Source organism: Citrobacter sp. Cf136 (assembly GCF_030333815.1).
In the GTDB taxonomy this organism is placed as follows: Bacteria; Pseudomonadota; Gammaproteobacteria; order Enterobacterales; family Enterobacteriaceae; genus Citrobacter; species Citrobacter freundii.
On sequence record NZ_JAOWFE010000040.1, the window covers coordinates 384,192 to 406,174 of the forward strand.

The following is a 21,983-nucleotide window of genomic DNA, read 5'->3' on the forward strand; positions in this document are numbered from 1 at the left end:
AAACGGCCTGCCATACTACTGCTATTTGCCGATATTTTGCGTCAACGCATGTTTATCGCTGATGGTGTTAAATAATTGCTAACTCTCAGCAACAGGTTATGCATAAACTTTGCATAACTTTCGGCTACCCTTTTTCAATCTGATCAGTAACATACTGTTATTAAAAGTTTTATTAGAAAAACCAGCTATCGATCACAGTTCACCTCTCCTTCGCTATCCTTCTTCATCGTCATATTTATTTTGAAATAAACTTTACCGCGCAAATAATAAAATCATATATTCGCATAATAATTCACCACGCAGAAAAAAGCACAAATAAATCAATGCATTACTTATATTACAGCACACTAAAAGTGTACATAAAATTAACACCGATAAATAACAAGACATATTCCCGCGTAGTAATTCAATTATTCATATTTTTATTTTATTAATTCTCCGAGCCATATCATAAATTAAACATCAAAAGGCAAATATCGACCTGACTGTGAAATAAATCACGTTTCCTCATCAAATAAGATCTAAATATAGATTCCGAAATCAGCTGAAAAGTCATGACTGCAATAAATATTATTTGCAGGCACATCCTCTTTATTTTTTAAAATAGTATTAAAGGAATAATGATGGAAAAGCATTATGTCGGGTCTGAAATCGGTCAATTACGTAGCGTAATGCTACATCGCCCTAATCTCAGCTTAAAAAGGCTGACGCCATCAAATTGCCAGGAACTGCTTTTTGATGATGTTCTTTCGGTAGAACGTGCAGGAGAAGAGCATGACATTTTCGCCAACACGTTACGTCAGCAAGGGATTGAGATTCTGTTACTCACTGATTTATTGACACAAACCTTAGATGTCCAAGATGCCAAAGACTGGTTGCTGGAGACACAAATCTCTGATTATCGCCTTGGCCCCGCTTTCGCCACGGATATTCGCGCCTGGCTTGCAGATATGCAGCATCGGGAACTCGCCCGGCATTTAAGCGGTGGGCTAACCTACGGAGAAATTCCTGCCTCAATCAAAAATATGGTGGTCGATACTCACGATATTAATGACTTTATTATGAAGCCATTACCAAACCACTTATTTACCCGCGACACCTCATGCTGGATATATAACGGTGTGTCAATTAACCCAATGGCAAAAACCGCGCGACAAAGAGAAACCAATAACCTGCGGGCGATCTACCGTTGGCACCCTCAATTTGCTGATGGTGAATTTATTAAATATTTCGGCGATGAAAATATTAATTACGACCACGCCACATTAGAAGGTGGAGATGTGCTGGTCATTGGTCGCGGCGCGGTACTCATCGGTATGTCGGAACGCACCACGCCGCAGGGCATTGAATTCCTTGCCCAGTCGCTGTTTAAGCATCGCCAGGCTGAACGCGTCATCGCGGTTGAACTGCCGAAACATCGCTCCTGTATGCACCTCGATACCGTCATGACCCACATTGATATCGATACCTTCTCCGTCTACCCGGAAGTGGTACGCCCGGATGTCCAGTGCTGGACCCTGACGCCAGACGGGCGCGGCGGCTTGAAACGCACCCAGGAAAGTACTCTGGTACATGCCCTCGAAAAAGCGCTGGGCCTCGACCAAATCACGCTGATAACCACCGGGGGCGACGCCTTCGAAGCTGAACGCGAACAGTGGAATGACGCCAACAACGTCCTGACGCTACGCCCCGGTGTGGTCGTGGGCTACGAGCGCAACATCTGGACCAACGAGAAATACGACAAAGCGGGCATCACCGTTTTACCCATTCCTGGCGACGAACTTGGACGCGGACGCGGCGGCGCACGCTGTATGAGCTGCCCACTGGAACGCGACGGTATTTAAGGAAAAGTCATGGAAAACAAACCTACTCTGGTTGTGGCGTTGGGCGGCAATGCGCTGCTCAAACGCGGCGAGCCGCTGGAAGCTGACATCCAGCGCAAGAACATTGAGCTGGCGGCAAAGACTATCGCTCAGCTCACACAGCAATGGCGCGTGATTCTGGTGCACGGCAATGGCCCGCAGGTTGGACTTTTGGCGTTGCAAAACAGTGCGTATGCCAGCGTCACCCCCTATCCGCTCGACATTCTCGGCGCGGAAAGTCAGGGAATGATTGGCTATATGCTGCAACAGGCGCTGAAAAACCAGCTTCCACAGCGTGAAATTAGTGTGCTGCTGACTCAGGTTGAAGTCGATGCCCACGATCCAGCCTTCAGCAATCCGACCAAATATATCGGACCGATTTACGACGACGCTCAGGCTAAAACGCTACACGCGGAAAAGGGCTGGATTTTCAAAGCCGATGGCAAAGCGTTCCGCCGCGTTGTGCCCTCTCCACAACCCAAACGTATCGTTGAAAGTGATGCCATTCGCACATTGATCGCCCGCGATCATCTGGTGATTTGCAACGGCGGAGGCGGCGTACCGGTGGTGGAAAAAGCCGATGGCTACCACGGCATTGAAGCGGTGATCGACAAGGATCTCTCCGCCGCCCTACTCGCCCGCCAACTCCATGCCGATGCGTTGCTGATCCTCACCGATGCTGATGCCGTGTACCTCGACTGGGGCAAACCTACCCAGCGCCCACTGTCCCAGGTCACCCCGGAACTGCTCGGTGAAATGCAATTCGACGCCGGTTCAATGGGCCCCAAAGTCACCGCCTGTGCGGAATTCGTCTCTCACTGTCGTGGGATTGCTGGCATCGGTTCACTGGCCGACGGCTCAGCCATTCTCGCCGGCGACAAAGGCACGCTAATTCGTCTCGAAACCACCGACGCTAACGCGTAGGACTTTTTTTTGCCGGATGACGGCTTCGCCTTATCCGGCCTACATAAGGACATTTTCATGACTGTTAACCTGAAAAATCGCAATTTTCTCAAACTGCTGGACTACACCCCGACGGAAATCCAGTACCTGATCGATCTGGCTATCGAGTTAAAAACGGCAAAAAAGGCCGGGCGCGAAAGACAGACGCTGGTCGGTAAAAATATCGCGCTGATCTTCGAAAAAACCTCAACCCGTACCCGCTGTGCCTTTGAAGTCGGCGCTTTCGATCAAGGCGCACAGGTGACCTATCTCGGCCCAAGTGGATCGCAGATCGGCCATAAAGAATCAATGAAAGATACTGCCCGCGTGCTAGGCCGCATGTACGACGGCATTGAATATCGCGGATACGGCCAGGACATTGTGGAGGAACTGGGGCAATTTGCCGGAGTTCCTGTTTGGAATGGACTGACAAATGAATTTCACCCCACCCAAATCCTCGCGGATCTGATGACCATGCTGGAACACGCCCCGGGTAAAACCTTGCCGGAACTGAGTTTCGCTTATCTCGGTGACGCCCGCAATAACATGGGTAATTCGCTGATGGTTGGCGCAGCGAAAATGGGGATGGATATTCGTCTGGTCGCACCTAAATCCTTCTGGCCTGACGAGGCACTGGTTGCCGAATGCCGTGAAATTGCCAGCGTGACTGGCGCACGCATTACGCTCACAGAGGATGTTGAGGAAGGCGTATACGACGTCGATTTCCTCTACACCGATGTCTGGGTCTCTATGGGCGAACCCAAAGAAGCCTGGGCAGAACGCGTTAGCCTGATGACGCCCTATCAAATTAATCAGCGGGTCATCAACGCAACCGGTAACCCCAATGTGAAATTTATGCACTGTCTGCCCGCCTTCCATAACGAGCACACAAAGGTTGGACGTGAAATCGAAATGGCCTACGGCCTGAAAGGGCTTGAAGTCACGGAAGAGGTTTTTGAGTCAGCTCATTCCATCGTCTTCGACGAAGCAGAGAACCGGATGCATACCATTAAAGCGGTAATGGTAGCGACCCTCGGCGACTAACCCCAGCGGGCGTATGTCGCCTGACGGCATATGCCCAAGCTATCCGGAGAACATCATGGGCAAATTCAAATTTCCCAGCGCATATACCATCCTGTTTATTCTCATTGCACTCGTCGCGTTTATGACCTGGATAGTCCCGGCAGGGAAATACCAGATGGCGATGAATGCTACTCTGGGCAAAGAAGTGCCAGTTGCCGGTACTTATGCCCCCACAGAGGCGCACCCGCAAGGTTTTACCGCTGTACTGCTGGCCCCGATTGACGGTCTTTACAACCACGAAACCTATACCGCAGGCGCAATTGATGTGGCGTTGTTTGTCCTGATTATTGGTGGGTTTCTTGGCGTAGTAAACAAAACAGGCGCCATCGACGCAGGTATCGAGCGCGTGACGGTCAGGTTGAACGGTAAAGAGGAGTGGATGATCCCCATTCTAATGGGGCTTTTCGCCGCCGGAGGTACGATTTACGGGATGGCGGAGGAATCACTCCCATTCTACACATTGCTGGTTCCGGTCATGATGGCCGCACGCTTTGATCCGTTGGTTGCCGCCGCCACCGTTCTGCTCGGCGCGGGCATTGGCACACTCGGCTCGACAATCAACCCTTTCGCAACGGTTATCGCGGCTAACGCCGCCGGGATCCCCTTCACCCAGGGAATGCTGATGCGCATTCTGCTGCTGGTCGTCGGCTATGTTATCTGTGTGGTGTGGGTCATGCGTTATGCGCGCAAAGTCCGCAATCACCCGGAGTTGTCGATTGTGGCGGATAAAATGGAGGAAAACCGTGCGCATTTTCTCGGCAATCGCGGCAATACCAATCTTGAATTCACAGCCACGCGTAAGTGGATCCTGCTGATATTCGCCGCCGCCTTTGCGGTAATGATTTATGGCGTCGCGGTACTCGGATGGTGGATGGCAGAAATATCCGCAGTCTTTCTGGGTTCTGCCATTATCGTCGGCGTGATTGCCCGCATGAGTGAAGAAGCCTTCACCAGTACCTTCATTGACGGTGCGCGGGATCTGCTTGGCGTGGCGCTGATTATCGGCATTGCACGCGGTATCGTCGTGGTGATGGACAACGGCATGATCACCCACACTATTTTGCACAGCGCCGAAAATTTAGTCTCCGGTCTGTCCACCACCATTTTCATCAATGTAACCTACTGGCTGGAAGTATTGCTCTCCTTCCTGGTCCCTTCCTCGTCTGGCCTGGCGGTGCTCACGATGCCCATTATGGCCCCGCTGGCCGACTTCGCGCATGTACAGAGGGATCTGGTCGTCACCGCGTATCAATCCGCTTCCGGCATTGTGAATCTGATTACACCCACCTCAGCCGTCGTGATGGGTGGGTTAGCCATCGCCCGTGTTCCTTACGTGCGCTACCTGAAATGGGTCGCCCCGCTCCTGCTCATTTTGACGTTACTGAACATGGCCGTCCTGAGTATCGGCGCGATGTTGTAGCCCTTTTAGCCGTCGGATCCCGACGGCTTTTTTGAGCGCACTCTCGTTTTTCTGCGCAACCGCCCGTTTGAGCCGTTATTGATACTGCAAATGTGGTGAATTTCGCCATCACATTGATACAAATGATAAACTTAGGGTGTATTTATGAAGGAATTCGATGATTACTCGACCAAGGAGCAGAAACAATTGGCGATTTGTCAGCGCCTGATTAGCGAAAAAAGCTACCTTTCTCAGGAAGCGCTTCGCCGCGATCTCCAACACCATGGTTTTACCGGAATTAGCCAGTCAACGGTATCCCGTCTGCTGAAACTGCTCGGGGCTATAAAAATAAGAAATACAAAAGGGCAAAAAATTTATTCTGTAAATCCGCAGTCGCGCCCCGCTCCTGATGCTGCCCGATCGATTGCTGAAATGGTGGTCAGCGTTGAGCACAATAGCGAATTTATCCTCATCCACACGGCGGCAGGTTATGGCCGTGCCGTTGCCAGAATCCTCGATTACCACGCGTTACCAGAGATTCTGGGTGTCATCGCTGGCAGCAGTATTGTCTGGGTTGCGCCGCGAGTTGTGCAGCGAACGGGGCTGGTGCACAAGCAGATTAACTATCTATTTAAAATGAATTAAAATTCATAAGAACCGTTTGCGGTGAATAAATTGTGCATTTTCCGCTTGATCCCATAACGGAGCTGAGTATAATCGCGGACAATTTGCCGGGAGGATGTATGGTTCAGTGTGTACGACATTTTGTCTTACCGCGTCTGAAAAAGGACGCTGGCCTGCCGTTTTTCTTTCCGTTGATCACCCATTCCGAGCCCCTCAATTGAGGGGCTTTTTTTTTGCCCAGGCGTCAGGAGATAAACATGGCTAACCCGCTCTATCAAAAACACATCATTTCCATAAACGACCTCAGCCGCGATGACCTCAATCTGGTCCTCGCGACGGCGGCGAAATTAAAAGCTAACCCACAGCCGGAGCTGTTAAAGCATAAGGTTATCGCCAGCTGCTTCTTTGAAGCGTCAACCCGCACCCGTTTATCCTTTGAAACCTCCATGCACCGCCTGGGCGCCAGCGTGGTGGGTTTTTCTGACAGCAGCAACACGTCGCTGGGCAAAAAAGGCGAAACCCTGGCCGATACCATTTCCGTCATCAGCACCTATGTCGACGCCATCGTCATGCGTCATCCGCAGGAAGGCGCCGCACGTCTGGCTACAGAGTTCTCCGGTAACGTTCCGGTACTGAACGCAGGCGACGGCTCCAACCAACATCCCACCCAAACGCTGCTGGACCTGTTTACCATTCAGGAAACTCAGGGTCGCCTGGACAATCTGCACATCGCCATGGTGGGTGACCTGAAATATGGCCGTACCGTCCACTCCCTGACCCAGGCGCTGGCGAAGTTCGAAGGTAACCGTTTCTACTTCATCGCCCCGGACGCACTGGCCATGCCGCAATACATTCTGGATATGTTGAACGAAAAAGGTATCGCCTGGAGCCTGCACGGCACTATCGAAGAGGTGATGGCGGAGGTCGATATCCTCTACATGACCCGCGTACAAAAAGAGCGTCTGGACCCGTCCGAATACGCCAACGTGAAAGCACAGTTTGTTCTGCGCGCCAGCGATTTGAACGGCGCCAGAGCGAACATGAAGGTGCTGCATCCGCTGCCGCGCATCGATGAAATCACCACCGACGTCGATAAGACGCCGTACGCCTGGTATTTCCAACAGGCTGGCAACGGCATCTTCGCCCGCCAGGCGTTACTGGCACTGGTACTGAATAGCGAACTGGCACTGTAAGGGAGAAAAAAAGATGACACACGATAACAAACTGCAGGTTGAAGCCATCAAACGTGGCACTGTGATTGACCACATTCCCGCACAGGTTGGTTTTAAGCTGCTGACGCTGTTCAAACTGACGGAAACCGACCAACGTATCACCATCGGTCTGAACCTGCCGTCTGGCGAGATGGGCCGTAAGGATCTGATTAAAATCGAAAACACGTTCCTGACCGACGAGCAGGTAAACCAACTCTCCCTGTACGCCCCGCAGGCAACGGTAAACCGCATTGACGATTACGACGTGGTGGGTAAATCACGTCCGAGCCTGCCTGAGCGTATCGATAACGTGCTGGTTTGCCCGAACAGCAACTGCATCAGTCATGCTGAGCCGGTTTCTTCCAGTTTTGCAGTGAAAAAACGCGCTGATGACATCGCACTCAAATGCAAATACTGTGAAAAAGAGTTTTCGCATTATGTGGTGCTGGCCAACTAATTGGGGTTGGTTATGAAATCCCGTCTCCCGTTACACATAAGCATTCGCAATGCATCGAGGCGGCAAGTCCGATTATCACTGGGAGCATAGTAAACTATGTGACCAGGGTAAGAGGACGTAGCCAACGAAGAGGCAGTGTGAAGGATGACGTGTATAATGGGCGGGAACATTCTACTACCGCTGTAATTCAGGAGAAATCATGAGCAAGACTATCGCGACGGAAAATGCACCAGCAGCAATCGGCCCATACGTTCAGGGCGTTGACCTGGGTAGCATGGTAATCACTTCCGGTCAGATCCCGGTCGATCCGAAAACCGGTGCCGTAGCGGAAGACGTATCCGCTCAGGCACGTCAGTCGCTGGAAAACGTAAAAGCTATCGTTGAAGCAGCAGGCCTGAAAGTGGGTGACATCGTAAAAACGACCGTTTTCGTTAAAGACCTGAACGATTTCGCCACCGTAAACGCGACCTACGAAGCATTCTTCACCGAGCACAACGCGACCTTCCCGGCGCGTTCTTGCGTAGAAGTTGCCCGTCTGCCGAAAGACGTGAAAATCGAGATTGAAGCGATCGCCGTTCGTCGCTAAGTCTCCTTGTGCCGGATGGCGGCTTCGTCTTATCCGGCCTACGCAAGCATAGTTTGTAGGCCCGGTAAGCGTGAGCGCCACCGGGCATTTATCACATCACGCCAAACAATTTCGGCAGGAACAGTGAAATCGCCGGAATGTATGTCACGAGCATCAGCACCAGGAATAGCACGAGGTAGAACGGCAGCATCGCCTTTACCACCTGCTCTATTTTCTGCTTACTCACCGCACTGGCCACAAACAGCACCGACCCCACCGGCGGCGTAATCAGGCCGATCCCTAAGTTCACCAGCATGATCATACCAAAATGAACCGGATCAATGCCGAGCGCGTTGGTCACCGGTAGTAGCACTGGCGTCAGGATCAGGATCAGCGGCGCCATGTCCATCAGCGTACCGATCAGCAGCAGCATGATGTTAATGCACATCAGGATGACATATTTGTTATCCGAGATGCTGGTGAAGGCTTCGGTAATCCGCATCGGCAACTGCATATAGGTCATAACGGCCCCAAACGCGGCGGCAAAGCCTATCAGGATCATCACGATAGTGACCGTCTTCACCGTGCGGAACATCAGCTTCGGCAGTTCAGACCATTTATAGTCACGATAGATAAACATGGTGACAAAGAAGGCCCACAGACAGGCAATCGCCGCGGATTCCGTCGCGGTAAAGATACCTGACAGGATGCCGCCCATGATGATCACCACCGTCATTAATCCCCACAGCGTATCGACGAAAATCTTCAGCGCCTGGCGAAACGGTACGCGCTCCCCTTTTGGATAACCGCGTTTATGGGCAAAAGCCACGCACATCACCATCAGGCTAAAGCTCAGCAACAGGCCCGGCAGGATCCCGGCGATGAACAGCGCGGCAATCGACACCGTCCCGCCCGTTGCCAGCGAGTAGATAACCGAGTTATGGCTGGGCGGCGTGAGGATCGCCTGCACCGAGCCGCTGGCGGTTACCGCCGCGGCAAAGTCGCGCGGGTAGCCTTTTTTGTCCATCTCCGGGATCATCACTGAACCGATAGAAGCGGTATCAGCCACCGACGATCCTGAAATTGCGCCAAAAAAGGTCGAGGCGACGATATTTACCAGCGACAGTCCGCCGCGAATAAAGCCAACAAAAATATAGGCAAAGTTCACCAGTCGCCGCGCAATTCCCCCTTCGGCCATAATAGCCCCGGCCAGAATAAAGAACGGGATCGCCAGCAGGGAGAACTTATTCACCCCGCTGGTCAGTTGGATCATCACCGCTTCCAGCGGAATATCAATGTACCAGGCGCCAATGATGGCGCTAATGCCAACCGCATACGCTACCGGTACCCCAATTGCCAGCATAATGCCGAGCGTAAAGACGAGAATAAATGCATCCATCTGCTTTCCTTTCTGAAATGGGGGCGGTAACTAGCTGGTCGATCCCAGCATGACAACGGGACGTTGGTACTGCGGACCACGGAAAATCTTTTCTGCGATAAACAGCAGCGTTATGGCAGAGCCAATCGGCAATGGAAGGTAGTTTTGCCCGGCACTTAAAAGTGGGAATTCGGCCACGGGCTGTTCCCACAGCTCAAGACAGAGATTGGTTCCGTACCAGAGGATAAAAAGGCTTATCGCCACTAACATAACGTCAGCGATTACAGAGCAATAACGGCGGGAAGCATCACCCAGACGGTCAATCACCATGCTTACCGCGATATGCGAGCCTGCACGATAGCTCACCGCCGCGCCAATAAAGGTGAATGTCACCATACACAGAATAGCGACGGGTTCAGGCCATGACAGGGCGTTATTCAGAACATAACGCGCGAATATACCAATGGGGATAATGGCGACCATGACTAATAATGCGATACCGGCAATCCACATTGACACCCGATAAAGAAAATCCATTACCGATGAATAGCATTCACCCATAATCATCACCTCGAATTAATCAAAAGATTCAGGCGGAGGGTTGATATCCTCCACCTGATGAATTACTTCACATCCTGAATTCGTTTGATCAAATCCTGGTGGTCTTTACCGTAATTATCCCGCACTGACTGCGTGGCTTTATAGAAATAGTCCGTATCAATATCGTGGAACTGAACGCCGTTGGCTTTCATGGTCTCCAGCGATTTTGCATTATAATCCTGCCAAAGTTTTCGTTGCTCTACCTGTGCTTCTTTGGCGAGTTTAATAATGAGGTCCTGGTCTTCTTTTTTTAACTTATCCCATTTGGCTTTCGAGAACAGAAAAAGCTCAGGAATAATAAAGTGTTTGCTCCAGGTATAGTTTTTCACGACCGGCAAATAGTTATGCGCAACAAACGTTGGCGGGTTATTTTCCGTGCCATCAATAACGCCGGTCTGCATGCCGCTAAATACTTCACTAACGCCCATGACAACGGAGTTAGCGCCCATCGCCTTCAGGGTATCCAGCGCTATCGGACTCCCTTGAACACGGATTTTCATACCGTGTAAATCTTCCGGTTTCACCACCGGATTTTTGGTGATCAGGTTACGCGTTCCGGCATCCATCCAGCCGAGGAACACCAGCCGCGATTTGGCGTTGGCCGTCAGGCGGTCGCCAATCTCCTGACCAATCATGCCGTCGAGAACCTTATGCAGATGGTCTTCATCACGGAAAATATATGGCAGGGTAAACACGTTAATTTCAGGGAGAATAGCGGCGACTGGCGTCATTGAGACACGAATAATATCGATAGCGCCTAATTGTGCCTGCTCAATCATCTGTTTTTCGTCGCCTAACACACCACCGGGAAAGGTTTTAATCTCCAGACGACCTTCAGTGGCGGCGCTAAGTTTTTCCCCCATATGTTTCACGGCAACAACGTTCGGGTAATCAGCCGGATGCACATCTGCGGCGCGAAAGGTTTGTGCCAGCGTTGCATGACTCGCCAGTAATACAGACGCGCCAATACACAGACTTAACAGGTTTTTTGTCAGTTTCATTTGTCCTTCTCCAGAAGTTCATAATATCCATTAACAGGAATAGCTTGCAGAGCAAATGACTGCCGGAATTAAAAACGGGCAGCGAGAAACTTTCTTAACGACGTTACCTGCGCAGACTAACTGGTGTAACAATTTATTTCGATGACTACGTTCACAAAAAATAGCAGACGCTTAAAATTTTTAGCACACTGTTTCATTTTTGCAATACAGATCGTTTTATTGATAAAAAAACAACGCAAGGAAGGCGATTTGATACTAACAACCCGCGTTAGCATTTCAATAAAAATAAAACACCAATATTTCGGGAGAATATCTTTCGAATGAAAAAGAGAAATGCAGGATGGTATTAACACCATCCTGCAGAAGAGAAGTTGAGGATTACTGCCAGCCGTAGCGGCGGCTATAAAAACCTTTCACAAGCTGGGTTAATGTCATGTAACCCGCCAGAATTGCAATCAGCCACGGGAAGTAGCTCAGCGGCAGCGCCTGCAATTGCAGATAGCTGGCCAGCGGCGAGAACGGTAATGCAATGCCCACCACCATTACCACCAGCGTCATCAGCATCAGCGGCCATGCGGCGCGGCTTTGGATGAACGGCACGCGACGGGTACGGATCATATGCACAATCAGCGTTTGCGACAGCAGGCCCACCACAAACCAGCCAGACTGGAACAATGTCTGATGTTCAGGTGTATTGGCATGGAAGACGAACCACATCAGGCAGAAAGTCAGAATGTCAAAGATCGAGCTGATCGGTCCAAAGAAGATCATAAAGCGGCCCAACTCGGCGGGATTCCAGCGCTGCGGCTTTTTGATCTGCTCTTCATCAACGTTATCAAACGGAATCGCCACCTGGGATACATCGTACAGCAGGTTCTGAATCAGTAAGTGCAACGGCAACATCGGCAGGAACGGTAAGAAGGCGCTCGCCACCAGCACGCTAAACACATTACCGAAGTTAGAACTGGCCGTCATTTTGATGTACTTCAGCATGTTAGAGAAGGTACGGCGTCCTTCGATTACCCCTTCTTCCAGCACCATCAGGCTCTTTTCCAGCAGGATGATATCAGCCGCTTCACGGGCAATATCAACCGCGCCGTCAACGGAGATACCAATGTCCGCCGCGCGCAGCGCCGGGGCGTCGTTAATGCCATCCCCCATAAAGCCGACCACATGACCTTCGCGCTTGAGCAGCGTGACAATACGCTCCTTGTGCATTGGTGTCAGGCGGGCAAACAGCGTGGTGCGCTGAGCAAGCGTTGCCAGTTCGTCATCGCTTAACCCCTCAATGCTGCTGCCGATCACCACATCGCCCGCATCCAGCCCCACTTCATGACACACTTTCGCCGCCACCAGCTCGCTATCGCCCGTCAGAATTTTCACCGTAATACCGCTGGCTTTCAGCGCCTTAAGCGCCGGTGCGGTGGTCTCTTTCGGCGGATCGAGGAACGCGATATAGCCTTCGAGGATCAGATCGGATTCGTCAATACGCTGGTAATCACCTTCACGCGCTGGCAGGTATTTCGTCGCCACCGCCACCACGCGCAGCCCCTGGCGGTTCAGCGTGTCCGTGACGCGTTTCACCCGACGCAGCATGTTGTCATCTAACGGAACAATCTCACCATTGTGGCGCACCTGGGTACACACGCTGAGGATCTCCTGTAGTGCCCCTTTACAGACCAACTGGTGCACATCGGTTTCTTCTGCCACCACCACCGACATGCGGCGACGTTCGAAATCAAACGGGATCTCATCGATTTTTTGCCAGCGGGTAGAGAGCCGGCGGGCGGATTCTTCGTCCACGCCTTCCAGCACTGCCGTATCCAGCAGATTCTTCAGCCCGGTCTGGTAGTGGCTGTTCAGCCACGCAGAATGCAGGACGTGTTCGCTGGGCTTTCCAGATATATCAGTATGATTCTCCAGCACTATTTTATCTTGTGTCAGAGTGCCGGTTTTATCGGTGCACAGAATATCCATCGCGCCAAAGTTCTGGATAGCGTCGAGGTGTTTAACGATGACCTTTTGTTTTGACAGCTTCACCGCCCCACGCGCCAGCGTCGAGGTGACGATCATCGGCAGCATTTCTGGAGTCAGTCCCACCGCCACAGACAGCGCAAACAGCGCCGCTTCCCACCAGTCACCTTTGGTGTAGCCATTAATGATAAGCACAATCGGCGCCATCACCAGCATAAAGCGGATCAGCAGCATGCTGACGCGGCTGATTCCTTTCTGGAAGGCATTCTGCTCGCTTTCCTGCTCGCTGACGCGGCCCGCCAGTTGCCCGAACCAGGTATTGGCCCCAGTCGCAATCACGATGGCCTGTGCCGTGCCGCTCACCACATTGGTGCCCATAAAGCACAGGGTATCGCATTCCAGCGGGTTGCTTTGCTGCGGGTCGCGGCTGGTTGCAACTTTTTCTACCGGCAGCGATTCACCGGTCAGCGAAGCCTGAGCCACGAACAGGTCACGTGCCTGAACCACGCGCAGATCGGCCGGGATCATATCCCCTGCCGCCAGTTTGATAATATCGCCAGGAACCAACTGATCGATCGGCAGTTCAACCCAACCGTTCTCCCCTTTCTCGTTGATAACGCGCAGCACCGTGGCGGTGTTGCTGACCATCGCTTTCAACGCATCCGCCGCTTTGGTGGAGCGCGCCTCCTGCACAAAATTCAGCAGCGTCGAGATGACAACCATCAGCGCGATGACGCCGGCAGCGAACAGATCCTCAGTGGCATAGGAAATAGCACCAAGGATGGTCAGCAGAATATTAAACGGGTTGCGGTAGCAGACCCACAGATGCACCCACCAGGGCGACGGCTTCTGCGCCGGCAACTGGTTTTCGCCATGGATTTCGCGAGCGTTCTCGACTTCTGCGGCGTTCAACCCCTCTGGGTGCGCGCCGAACGTTTTCCACAGCGCTGCTTCGTCCATCAGCGCCATTTTCAGGCAATGTTCGCTCAGCGAGGGTGGGATCGGCGTGCTGGCAACGGTCTGCGCATTGGGTAGCGGATCGCGATGCACCAGACGATGCGGTAGATGGCGGTTTAGCCGGGCAAATAGCTGGCGGGTAATATTTTTGAACATAGGCAGTCCCCCTGCGCCAGTCTTAACAGGCGCAGTAAATCCTTCAGGCGTGGCAAATCCTTGCCTGATGGCAATCTCAAAATCGTAACAGGGACGTCAGAACGTCACTGTCTTACGCATCCGGTAAGACAGTGAAAGACAGGCTTACCGGAAAGGGTTGTTTCTCCGTCTCGGGAGAGGGGTGGGATCGGGATCCATATAGCCTCCGGTAAGTGAAAGATTTGCGCTGCGGATTATACGCAGAAAACCATAAGGTTTGTGGCAATTATGGCGGTATGATACAGCACGGAAACTAAACCAAATGTATACCAGACTTTGCCCATTGCACTGCGCTTGAGTAAAGTTATTCTCTATTTGGCATAACTTCACACGCAACATGGGAAAACAGGATGCAAAATCGGCTGACCATTAAAGACATCGCCCGCTTAAGCGGTGTGGGAAAATCAACCGTTTCCCGTGTGCTCAACAATGAAAGCGGCGTGAGTGAACGCACCCGCGAACGCGTTGAAGCGGTGATGAATCAGCACGGTTTTTCCCCTTCCCGCTCCGCACGCGCCATGCGTGGGCAAAGCGACAAGGTAGTGGCGATTATCGTCACGCGTCTGGACTCACTTTCGGAAAATCTCGCCGTGCAGACCATGCTGCCCGCCTTTTATGAGCAGGGTTACGACCCGATCATGATGGAAAGCCAGTTCTCTCCTGAGCTGGTTGAAGAACATCTCGGCATGCTCCGACGCCGCAACATTGACGGCGTGGTGCTGTTTGGTTTTACCGGCATTACTGAATCCATGCTCACCACCTGGCAAGATTCGCTGGTGCTGCTGGCAAGAGATGCCAAAGGCATTGCCTCCGTCTGCTATGACGATGAGGGTGCCATTCGCACCCTGATGCAGCGTTTATACGAACGCGAGCATCGCCATATTAGCTTTCTTGGCGTTCCTCATAGCGACGTGACCACCGGTAAGCGCCGCCATGAAGCTTATCTGGCATTCTGTAAGAAACACAAACTGCATCCGGTTGCCGCGCTGCCGGGTCTGGCCATGAAGCAGGGCTATGAGCAGGCCGCCAGTGTCATCACCCCGGAAACCACCGCATTAGTCTGCGCGACAGACACCCTCGCCCTTGGGGTCAGTAAATATCTACAGGAGCAGCGAATAGAGAACCTGCAATTGGCGAGCGTGGGCAGCACGCCGCTGATGAAATTCCTCCATCCGGAAATTATCACCGTCGACCCAGGATACGCCGAAGCCGGGCGACAAGCGGCCTCGCAGCTGATCGAGCAGATCAACGGCCGCAGCGAACCACGACAAATCATTATTCCTTCCACCCTCTCCTGACCGCTTTCTGAGCGTTAATTTGTGATCTTCGCTGCGTTTCGGGAACGTTCCCATTTTTAAATATTCATCGACGATATACTCTGGCGCCAACAACGCGAGAGTTGCCGGATGGCGACCTAACGCGTCTTATCCGGCCTACAGGGAACACACGTCATCATGAGCAAAATAAAACAAGCAGACATCGACCGGCTGATTGAGCTGGTAGGCGGGCGCGACAATATCGCCACGGTAAGTCACTGCATTACTCGCCTGCGTTTTGTGCTGAATCAGCCTGCGAACGCCAGGCCGAAAGATATCGAACAGTTGCCGATGGTCAAAGGCTGCTTCACCAACGCCGGGCAATTTCAGGTGGTGATTGGCACCGAGGTAGGTGATTACTACAAAGCACTGCTGGCGACTACCGGACAAGCCAGCGCCGACAAAGAGCAGGCGAAAAAAGCGGCGCGGCAGAATATGAAATGGCATGAACAGCTGATTTCTCATTTTGCGGAGATCTTCTTCCCGCTGCTGCCCGCGCTGATTAGCGGCGGCTTGATCTTAGGTTTCCGTAACGTGATCGGCGATCTGCCGATGAGCAATGGTCAGACGCTGGCGCAGATGCATCCTTCGCTGAAAACCCTTTACGACTTCCTGTGGCTGATTGGCGAGGCGATCTTCTTCTATTTGCCGGTCGGAATCTGCTGGTCGGCGGTGAAGAAAATGGGCGGTACGCCGATCCTCGGTATTGTGCTGGGCGTAACCCTGGTTTCACCGCAGTTAATGAACGCTTATTTGCTCGGTCAGCAGGTACCGGAAGTGTGGAACTTCGGCCTGTTCAGCATTGAGAAAGTGGGCTACCAGGCGCAGGTCATTCCGGCATTGTTGGCCGGGCTGGCGCTCGGGTTTATTGAAACACGCATGAAGCGCATCGTGCCGGATTACCTGTATCTGGTGATCGTCCCGGTGTGTTCGCTGATCCTTGCGGTATTCCTTGCGCACGCCTTTATCGGTCCGTTTGGCCGCATGATCGGCGACGGTGTCGCGTTTGCGGTCCGCCATCTGCTGACCGGCAGTTTTGCTCCGATTGGCGCGGCTCTGTTCGGCTTCCTGTACGCCCCACTGGTGATCACCGGTGTGCATCAGACCACGCTGGCTATCGACATGCAGATGATTCAGAGCATGGGCGGCACGCCGGTATGGCCACTGATCGCACTGTCGAATATCGCTCAGGCTTCTGCGGTGGTCGGGATCATTATCTCCAGTCGCAAGCACAACGAACGTGAAATCTCCGTTCCTGCCGCGATCTCTGCTTATCTTGGAGTAACTGAACCAGCAATGTACGGGATCAACCTGAAATACCGCTTCCCGATGCTGTGCGCGATGATCGGCTCCGGTCTCGCCGGACTGCTGTGCGGCCTGAACGGTGTGCTGGCAAACGGGATTGGCGTCGGCGGTTTGCCGGGCATCCTCTCCATCCAGCCGACTTATTGGCAGGTATTTGGCATGGCGATGGTCATTGCGATTGTTATCCCAATGATACTGACCTCATTTGTTTACCAGCGTAAATACCGTCTGGGCACATTACAAATTATCTAACTTTTCTTCGGGGCGCAGTTGCGCCCCAGCGTATTTCCAGGAAACAACCATGAATATTCCCCACTGGTGGCAAAACGGCGTTATCTATCAGGTTTACCCCAAGAGTTTTCAGGACACTACCGGCAGCGGCACCGGCGATTTACGCGGCGTGACGCAGCGCCTCGACTATCTGCAAAAACTGGGCGTTGATGCCATCTGGCTGACGCCGTTCTATATTTCGCCGCAGGTTGATAACGGCTACGACGTCGCGGATTACCTGTCTGTCGATCCGGCCTACGGTACGCTGGAAGATTTTGACGAACTGGTGGCGCAGGCGAAAGCGCGCGGCATCCGTATTATTCTCGATATGGTGTTTAACCACACCTCAACCCAGCACGCCTGGTTTCGTGAAGCGCTGGATAAAGACAGCCCGTATCGTCAGTTTTATCTCTGGCGCGACGGCACGCCAGACAGCCCGCCGAATAACTGGCGTTCCAAATTTGGCGGTAACGCCTGGGGCTGGCACGCCGAAAGCGAGCAGTACTATCTGCACCTCTTTGCTCCGGAGCAGGCCGATCTGAACTGGGAAAATCCGGCGGTACGCGCCGAGCTAAAAAAAGTCTGTGAGTTCTGGGCAGATCGCGGCGTGGACGGATTGCGCCTCGACGTGGTGAATCTTATCTCTAAAGATCAGGACTTCCCGAACGATCCCGACGGCGATGGGCGGCGTTTTTATACCGATGGTCCGCGCGCGCATGCGTTTTTACGCGAGATGAACCGCGACGTCTTCACGCCACGCGGCCTGATGACGGTGGGCGAGATGTCTTCCACCACACTGGAAAACTGCCAGCAGTACGCCGCGCTCGATGGCAGCGAACTGTCGATGACCTTTAACTTTCACCACCTGAAAGTGGATTACCCCAACGGTGAGAAGTGGACATTAGCCAAACCCGATTATGTCGCGCTGAAAACCCTGTTCCGTCACTGGCAGCAGGGCATGCACAATCAGGCCTGGAACGCGCTGTTCTGGTGTAACCACGATCAGCCGCGCATCGTGTCGCGTTTTGGCGATGAAGGTAAATACCGCATTCCGTCGGCCAAAATGCTGGCGATGGTGCTGCATGGCATGCAGGGCACGCCCTATATCTACCAGGGTGAAGAGATCGGCATGACCAATCCGCACTTCAGCCAGATTACTGATTATCGCGATGTGGAAAGCCATAACATGTTTGCCGAACTGAACGGTCAGGGGCGAGATGCCGACGACCTGCTGGCGATCCTCGCCAGTAAATCCCGCGATAACAGCCGCACGCCGATGCAGTGGGATGCCAGCCAACACGCGGGCTTTACCGAGGGCGAGCCATGGATCAATCTGTGTGACAACGCGGCGGAGATCAACGTGGCGGCAGCGCTGAGCGATGCCGACTCGGTGTTCTACACCTATCAGAAACTGATCGCATTGCGCAAAGTGGAGCCAGTTATTACCTGGGGCGACTATCAGGATCTGTTACCGGACAGCCCACATCTGTGGTGTTACCAACGCGAGTGGCAAGGGCAGCGGCTGCTGGTCATTGCTAATCTGAGCGATACCTTCCAGAACTGGCAACCAGCCCAGGCTGATGGAAACTGGCAGGTGCTGATGCACAACTATGCCGAGGTCGCCAGCCAACCTGGGGACATGACACTGCGTCCTTTTGAGGCCGTCTGGTGGTTGCAGAAGTAACGCCGCAAAGATACGGATAAGCATCTTTATCCGTATCTTTTATTATTCAATTCAGGAGTGACGTATAGCGATACCTGAAATGTACCATGATAAAATTTACAAGCGCTGGAGAATAAAACAAAAATACCCCTGCCTCTTATTATATAACCCGGCAGGATATTATGAAAAATCTTATTAGAACATGTTCTCTTTCAGCATTACTGATTAGCAGCCAGGGATGGTGTGGAAATACTGCTGTTGATTTACGCTTTGGTCATAACACCAACTCTGACGTTAATGACTCACGTATTAAAGTCATGCACCAGGCCGATAATGGATTTTATTTTTCCGTTGAGGCTGCACAAAATCACAATGACACATTTTTTGGCGATACCGATCGTAACGACCCCGATGATAAAGGTGTCACTGAAGCCGCTCAAGAAATAGAAACACGCTGGCGTTTTGATTTAGGCGATGGTTATGCAATTGCGCCGGGGATGGTTACTGTATTTACCACCAGCAACACGCATTACCGTCCCTTTATTCAGGGATGGAAGTCTTTTGATAATGGACTTAATCTCTCCGCACGTTATCGCTATAACACCGTAAATGACTCACACAGTGACAGAGAATTAGACGGCAGCGGTTACACTCGCCGTCAATCTCACCAGTTCGATATCTGGTTTGCCTATAATATCGGCAAGTTTGGCATGTCTTATAATCCCCGCTTCCGCTGGCAGGATGGTGTCGACCAGGGAACGGGTGATGATACGTATTGGGAGCATACCGTGGCGTTCAATTATAAACTGGACGATGGCTGGACCCCGTATGTTGAGCTAGTGTCTCTTGATAAAACCTACATCAATGACCACGGAAATCATGAAAATGATTACGCCGTGCGTCTGGGTATCGTTAAGCAACTCTGATGTTTTACGCCGCATCGTGTTGCAACAAATAGCAACCGATGCGGTCAACAACGGTCAACAACTCCAGTTGACCTTCCCGTTGGTACAAGGAAATCGCATCGATATCAATGTCCAGGGGCCAACACAGCGTAGCCAGCGCCGCTAACGACGATTCTCTCCTGGTAATCGCAATTATTTTTAGCCCTTTTCGCAAAGCATTTCTTGCCATCTCAACTAAAGAAGCGGTTTCTCCCGATTTACTGATCAGCACCAGCGTTCCTCGCGAGACCCGAGTAAGCTGATGAATATCATTGAGAATTAAATGGGGTAAACTCGCCAGTGAAAGAAAGCGAGAAAGGTAATTCAAACTGGTCAGCGATGCACCACGTGAATATAAAAATATATGACTTGAATTACTCAGCAGGTTACATAATTGTATAATTACTTCTGTTTTTTCGTTGCCAACACTATATTTTACCGGTTCGGCAACACGTCTGTCTCGTGAAAATTTATAACGCAGTTCGGTATAACTCTGATACCCCATTTTCTTACACACCCGATTCACCGACGTCGTCGTCGTGAAGGTCTCGGTCGCAATCACTTTAGCGGAAATATCAGAAATTTCATGTGCATGGCACTGTATATATTCGAATATTAATCTTTCACTACCTTGAAAAGAATTCATAAAACAGCACTCTTTAACTAAAGATAGAATAATCATACTCGTATCTTATACCTGACACTGCAATGCGAATCACACTATCAGGATACAGGTATGCCCATACGCAATTAGTATCACCAAACGTTTAATGGTTCTTTTATTTCTCTTTATAATTTCCGCAGTCCTATTTTTAGAGATTTTACAATGACAAAACTAAAAATTGTTGCAGTAACGGCGTGCCCTACAGGTATCGCCCATACATTTATGGCGGCCAACAAAATTGTCACCTGGGCGAAAGAAAATGGCTTTGACGTTAAGGTAGAAACACAAGGAAGCGATGGGGTCAAAAATAAGCTTTCCCGGCAAGATATCGCCAGCGCTGACGCTGTCATACTGGCAACGGACGTTCCTATACAGGATGCTGAACGATTCGCAAACACGCTACATCTTAAAATTCGTACCCAAGAACTGATTAAGAATACCGAGCGCTATATTCGCCAGGCGCTAGCCTTGAGCAAAGGCTCCACCCAAATAACTGACGAACCCGAAGAGCATCGTTCCGCATGGCAGATATTTATTGGCCATATTATGGCAGCAATCAGCTATATGCTGCCTGTTGTCGTTCTCGGTGGATTACTTATGGCGGTGGCGAAAATAACCGGGCAATTTATTCCCATCGCCGGAACGCCGTTCGAGGTGCTGGATAAACTGGGCTTTATGGTCATCAAGTTTATGTACCCGGTATTTGCCATGTACCTCGCCTTTTCAATTGCCGGGAAACCCGCACTGATACCTGGTCTTATCGGCGGAATTATGTCTGACGAAGTCTACAAGCGCTTTTTTAATCTCGAAGGTTTTATGCCCTCGGGATTCTTTGGCGCAATCGCCATCGGCTTTTTTGTCGGTCATCTGGTGCAATGGCTCAACGATACAATAAAAGTACGTCAGCAAATCACCACCATAAAAACCATGCTGATCGTGCCGCTGTGTACCGGTATTACACTGGTTATTGTGATGCAGTATCTGATTAACCCCATTTTTGGCGCGCTGAATCAGGCGATGGTGGCCTTTTTTACTTCCGCCGGAGAATCCGGGCGCAGCTTTTACTCGCTGATGATCGCAGCAGGTACCGCTTTCGACCTCGGCGGGCCAATTAACAAAGCTGCGGGGTCGGTGGCGCTGGGACTTAACGGCGTGAGCGATACCTTCGATTTAACAGCCAGAGAACTGGCTATCGTCATCCCTTCAATCGGCGTCGGCATTGCTGCATTGCTCAATAACCGCTTCGGTCTTCCTGATGTGTTCAATAATGAAGAAAAAACTATCGGTAGTACCTCACTACTGCTGGGATTCATTGGCATTTCCGAAGGCGCGATCCCCTTTATTCTAAAAAACCCGCGTCTGATCCCCGTCTTTATGGTCGGCGCAATGTCTGGCGCATTCATCGCCACAACGTTAGGTGTCAAACAATCCTTACCGCTACCTGCCGTTTGGGGATGGCCGCTCGCCACCAACGTCACCGGCTATCTGGTAAGCGTTTTCGCAGGCTCTCTGGTGTGCGCGTTGGGCGTACTTTTCTTCAGCCCGAAACTGGCAACAAATTCAGGAAAGTAAA

At 51.6% G+C, this 21,983-nt stretch carries 21 protein-coding genes; 14 read left to right on the top strand and 7 right to left on the bottom strand.

Translation table 11 applies throughout. The features are described from left to right. Nucleotides 1–623 precede the first annotated feature (623 nt). From arcA to OGV98_RS21100, 5 genes are all read left to right on the top strand, one after another. Entirely contained in the window at nt 624–1,844 is a 1,221-nt protein-coding gene (arcA, locus tag OGV98_RS21080; protein WP_202581346.1) for an arginine deiminase, read from the top strand. A gap of 9 nt (nt 1,845–1,853) precedes the next feature. Further along, nucleotides 1,854–2,786 (top strand): carbamate kinase, encoded by a 933-nt coding sequence (gene arcC / locus OGV98_RS21085; protein WP_088902785.1) that lies wholly within the window; start codon nt 1,854–1,856, stop codon nt 2,784–2,786. Nucleotides 2,787–2,843: 57 nt separating this feature from the next. Further along, entirely contained in the window at nt 2,844–3,848 is a 1,005-nt protein-coding gene (argF, locus tag OGV98_RS21090; RefSeq protein WP_003025826.1) for an ornithine carbamoyltransferase, read from the top strand. 55 nt (nt 3,849–3,903) lie between these two features. Next, the gene (locus OGV98_RS21095) at nt 3,904–5,307 is read left to right on the top strand and encodes a YfcC family protein (protein ID WP_210943322.1); all 1,404 of its coding nucleotides are present in this window, start codon (nt 3,904–3,906) and stop codon (nt 5,305–5,307) included. Between the two features lie 144 nt (nt 5,308–5,451). Beyond that, nucleotides 5,452–5,931, top strand: coding sequence for an arginine repressor (locus OGV98_RS21100; protein ID WP_003839609.1), 480 nt, complete (start codon nt 5,452–5,454; stop codon nt 5,929–5,931). On the opposite strand, the gene OGV98_RS21105 is transcribed toward OGV98_RS21100, so the two are convergent. After that, on the bottom strand, nt 5,928–6,050 hold the full coding sequence (locus OGV98_RS21105; protein WP_085951582.1) for a hypothetical protein: 123 nt from the start codon (nt 6,048–6,050) through the stop codon (nt 5,928–5,930). The genes OGV98_RS21100 and OGV98_RS21105 overlap by 4 nt on opposite strands. Here OGV98_RS21105 and pyrL point away from each other — a divergent pair. From pyrL to ridA, 4 genes are all read left to right on the top strand, one after another. Further along, complete coding sequence (gene pyrL, locus OGV98_RS21110; protein WP_003025819.1) at nt 6,030–6,131, top strand: pyr operon leader peptide; 102 nt, start codon at nt 6,030–6,032, stop codon at nt 6,129–6,131. The genes OGV98_RS21105 and pyrL overlap by 21 nt on opposite strands. A gap of 36 nt (nt 6,132–6,167) precedes the next feature. Further along, nucleotides 6,168–7,103, top strand: coding sequence for an aspartate carbamoyltransferase (gene pyrB / locus OGV98_RS21115; protein WP_202580824.1), 936 nt, complete (start codon nt 6,168–6,170; stop codon nt 7,101–7,103). A gap of 13 nt (nt 7,104–7,116) precedes the next feature. Then, nucleotides 7,117–7,578 carry an aspartate carbamoyltransferase regulatory subunit gene (pyrI, locus tag OGV98_RS21120; RefSeq protein WP_003025816.1) on the top strand — a complete coding sequence of 154 codons (462 nt, stop codon included), beginning with the start codon at nt 7,117–7,119 and terminating at the stop codon, nt 7,576–7,578. Nucleotides 7,579–7,777: 199 nt separating this feature from the next. Next, nucleotides 7,778–8,164, top strand: coding sequence for a 2-iminobutanoate/2-iminopropanoate deaminase (ridA, locus tag OGV98_RS21125; RefSeq protein WP_000047544.1), 387 nt, complete (start codon nt 7,778–7,780; stop codon nt 8,162–8,164). A gap of 91 nt (nt 8,165–8,255) precedes the next feature. Here the strand turns inward: ridA and OGV98_RS21130 are convergent, their stop codons facing one another. From OGV98_RS21130 to mgtL, 5 genes are all read right to left on the bottom strand, one after another. Then, nucleotides 8,256–9,542, bottom strand: coding sequence for a TRAP transporter large permease (locus OGV98_RS21130; protein ID WP_003839607.1), 1,287 nt, complete (start codon nt 9,540–9,542; stop codon nt 8,256–8,258). A 30-nt stretch (nt 9,543–9,572) separates the two neighbouring features. After that, complete coding sequence (locus OGV98_RS21135) at nt 9,573–10,082, bottom strand: TRAP transporter small permease (RefSeq protein WP_048216913.1); 510 nt, start codon at nt 10,080–10,082, stop codon at nt 9,573–9,575. Nucleotides 10,083–10,144: 62 nt separating this feature from the next. Next, a complete protein-coding gene (locus OGV98_RS21140; RefSeq protein ID WP_003839604.1) occupies nt 10,145–11,122 on the bottom strand; it encodes a TRAP transporter substrate-binding protein in 978 nt (325 codons plus the stop codon). A gap of 378 nt (nt 11,123–11,500) precedes the next feature. Continuing rightward, nucleotides 11,501–14,209, bottom strand: a complete 2,709-nt coding sequence (mgtA, locus tag OGV98_RS21145; RefSeq protein WP_202580825.1) for a magnesium-translocating P-type ATPase — start codon at nt 14,207–14,209, stop codon at nt 11,501–11,503. Nucleotides 14,210–14,353: 144 nt separating this feature from the next. Further along, on the bottom strand, nt 14,354–14,587 hold the full coding sequence (gene mgtL / locus OGV98_RS23565; protein ID WP_099975506.1) for a mgtA regulatory leader peptide MgtL: 234 nt from the start codon (nt 14,585–14,587) through the stop codon (nt 14,354–14,356). An 11-nt stretch (nt 14,588–14,598) separates the two neighbouring features. Here mgtL and treR point away from each other — a divergent pair, with 11 nt between their 5' ends. The 4 genes from treR (at nt 14,599) to OGV98_RS21165 (ending at nt 19,728) form a co-directional block, all read left to right on the top strand. Beyond that, the gene (treR, locus tag OGV98_RS21150; RefSeq protein ID WP_049002379.1) at nt 14,599–15,546 is read left to right on the top strand and encodes a trehalose operon repressor TreR; all 948 of its coding nucleotides are present in this window, start codon (nt 14,599–14,601) and stop codon (nt 15,544–15,546) included. A gap of 156 nt (nt 15,547–15,702) precedes the next feature. After that, nucleotides 15,703–17,121, top strand: a complete 1,419-nt coding sequence (gene treB / locus OGV98_RS21155; protein ID WP_049002378.1) for a PTS trehalose transporter subunit IIBC — start codon at nt 15,703–15,705, stop codon at nt 17,119–17,121. 49 nt (nt 17,122–17,170) lie between these two features. Continuing rightward, nucleotides 17,171–18,823, top strand: a complete 1,653-nt coding sequence (treC, locus tag OGV98_RS21160; RefSeq protein WP_202580826.1) for an alpha,alpha-phosphotrehalase — start codon at nt 17,171–17,173, stop codon at nt 18,821–18,823. A 161-nt stretch (nt 18,824–18,984) separates the two neighbouring features. Further along, nucleotides 18,985–19,728, top strand: coding sequence for an oligogalacturonate-specific porin KdgM family protein (locus OGV98_RS21165; protein ID WP_003839593.1), 744 nt, complete (start codon nt 18,985–18,987; stop codon nt 19,726–19,728). Between the two features lie 4 nt (nt 19,729–19,732). On the opposite strand, the gene OGV98_RS21170 is transcribed toward OGV98_RS21165, so the two are convergent. Further along, entirely contained in the window at nt 19,733–20,392 is a 660-nt protein-coding gene (locus OGV98_RS21170; RefSeq protein WP_003844915.1) for a MurR/RpiR family transcriptional regulator, read from the bottom strand. A 180-nt stretch (nt 20,393–20,572) separates the two neighbouring features. Here OGV98_RS21170 and OGV98_RS21175 point away from each other — a divergent pair, with 180 nt between their 5' ends. Next, a complete protein-coding gene (locus tag OGV98_RS21175; protein ID WP_071593166.1) occupies nt 20,573–21,982 on the top strand; it encodes a PTS fructose transporter subunit IIC in 1,410 nt (469 codons plus the stop codon). Nucleotide 21,983 lies beyond the last annotated feature (1 nt).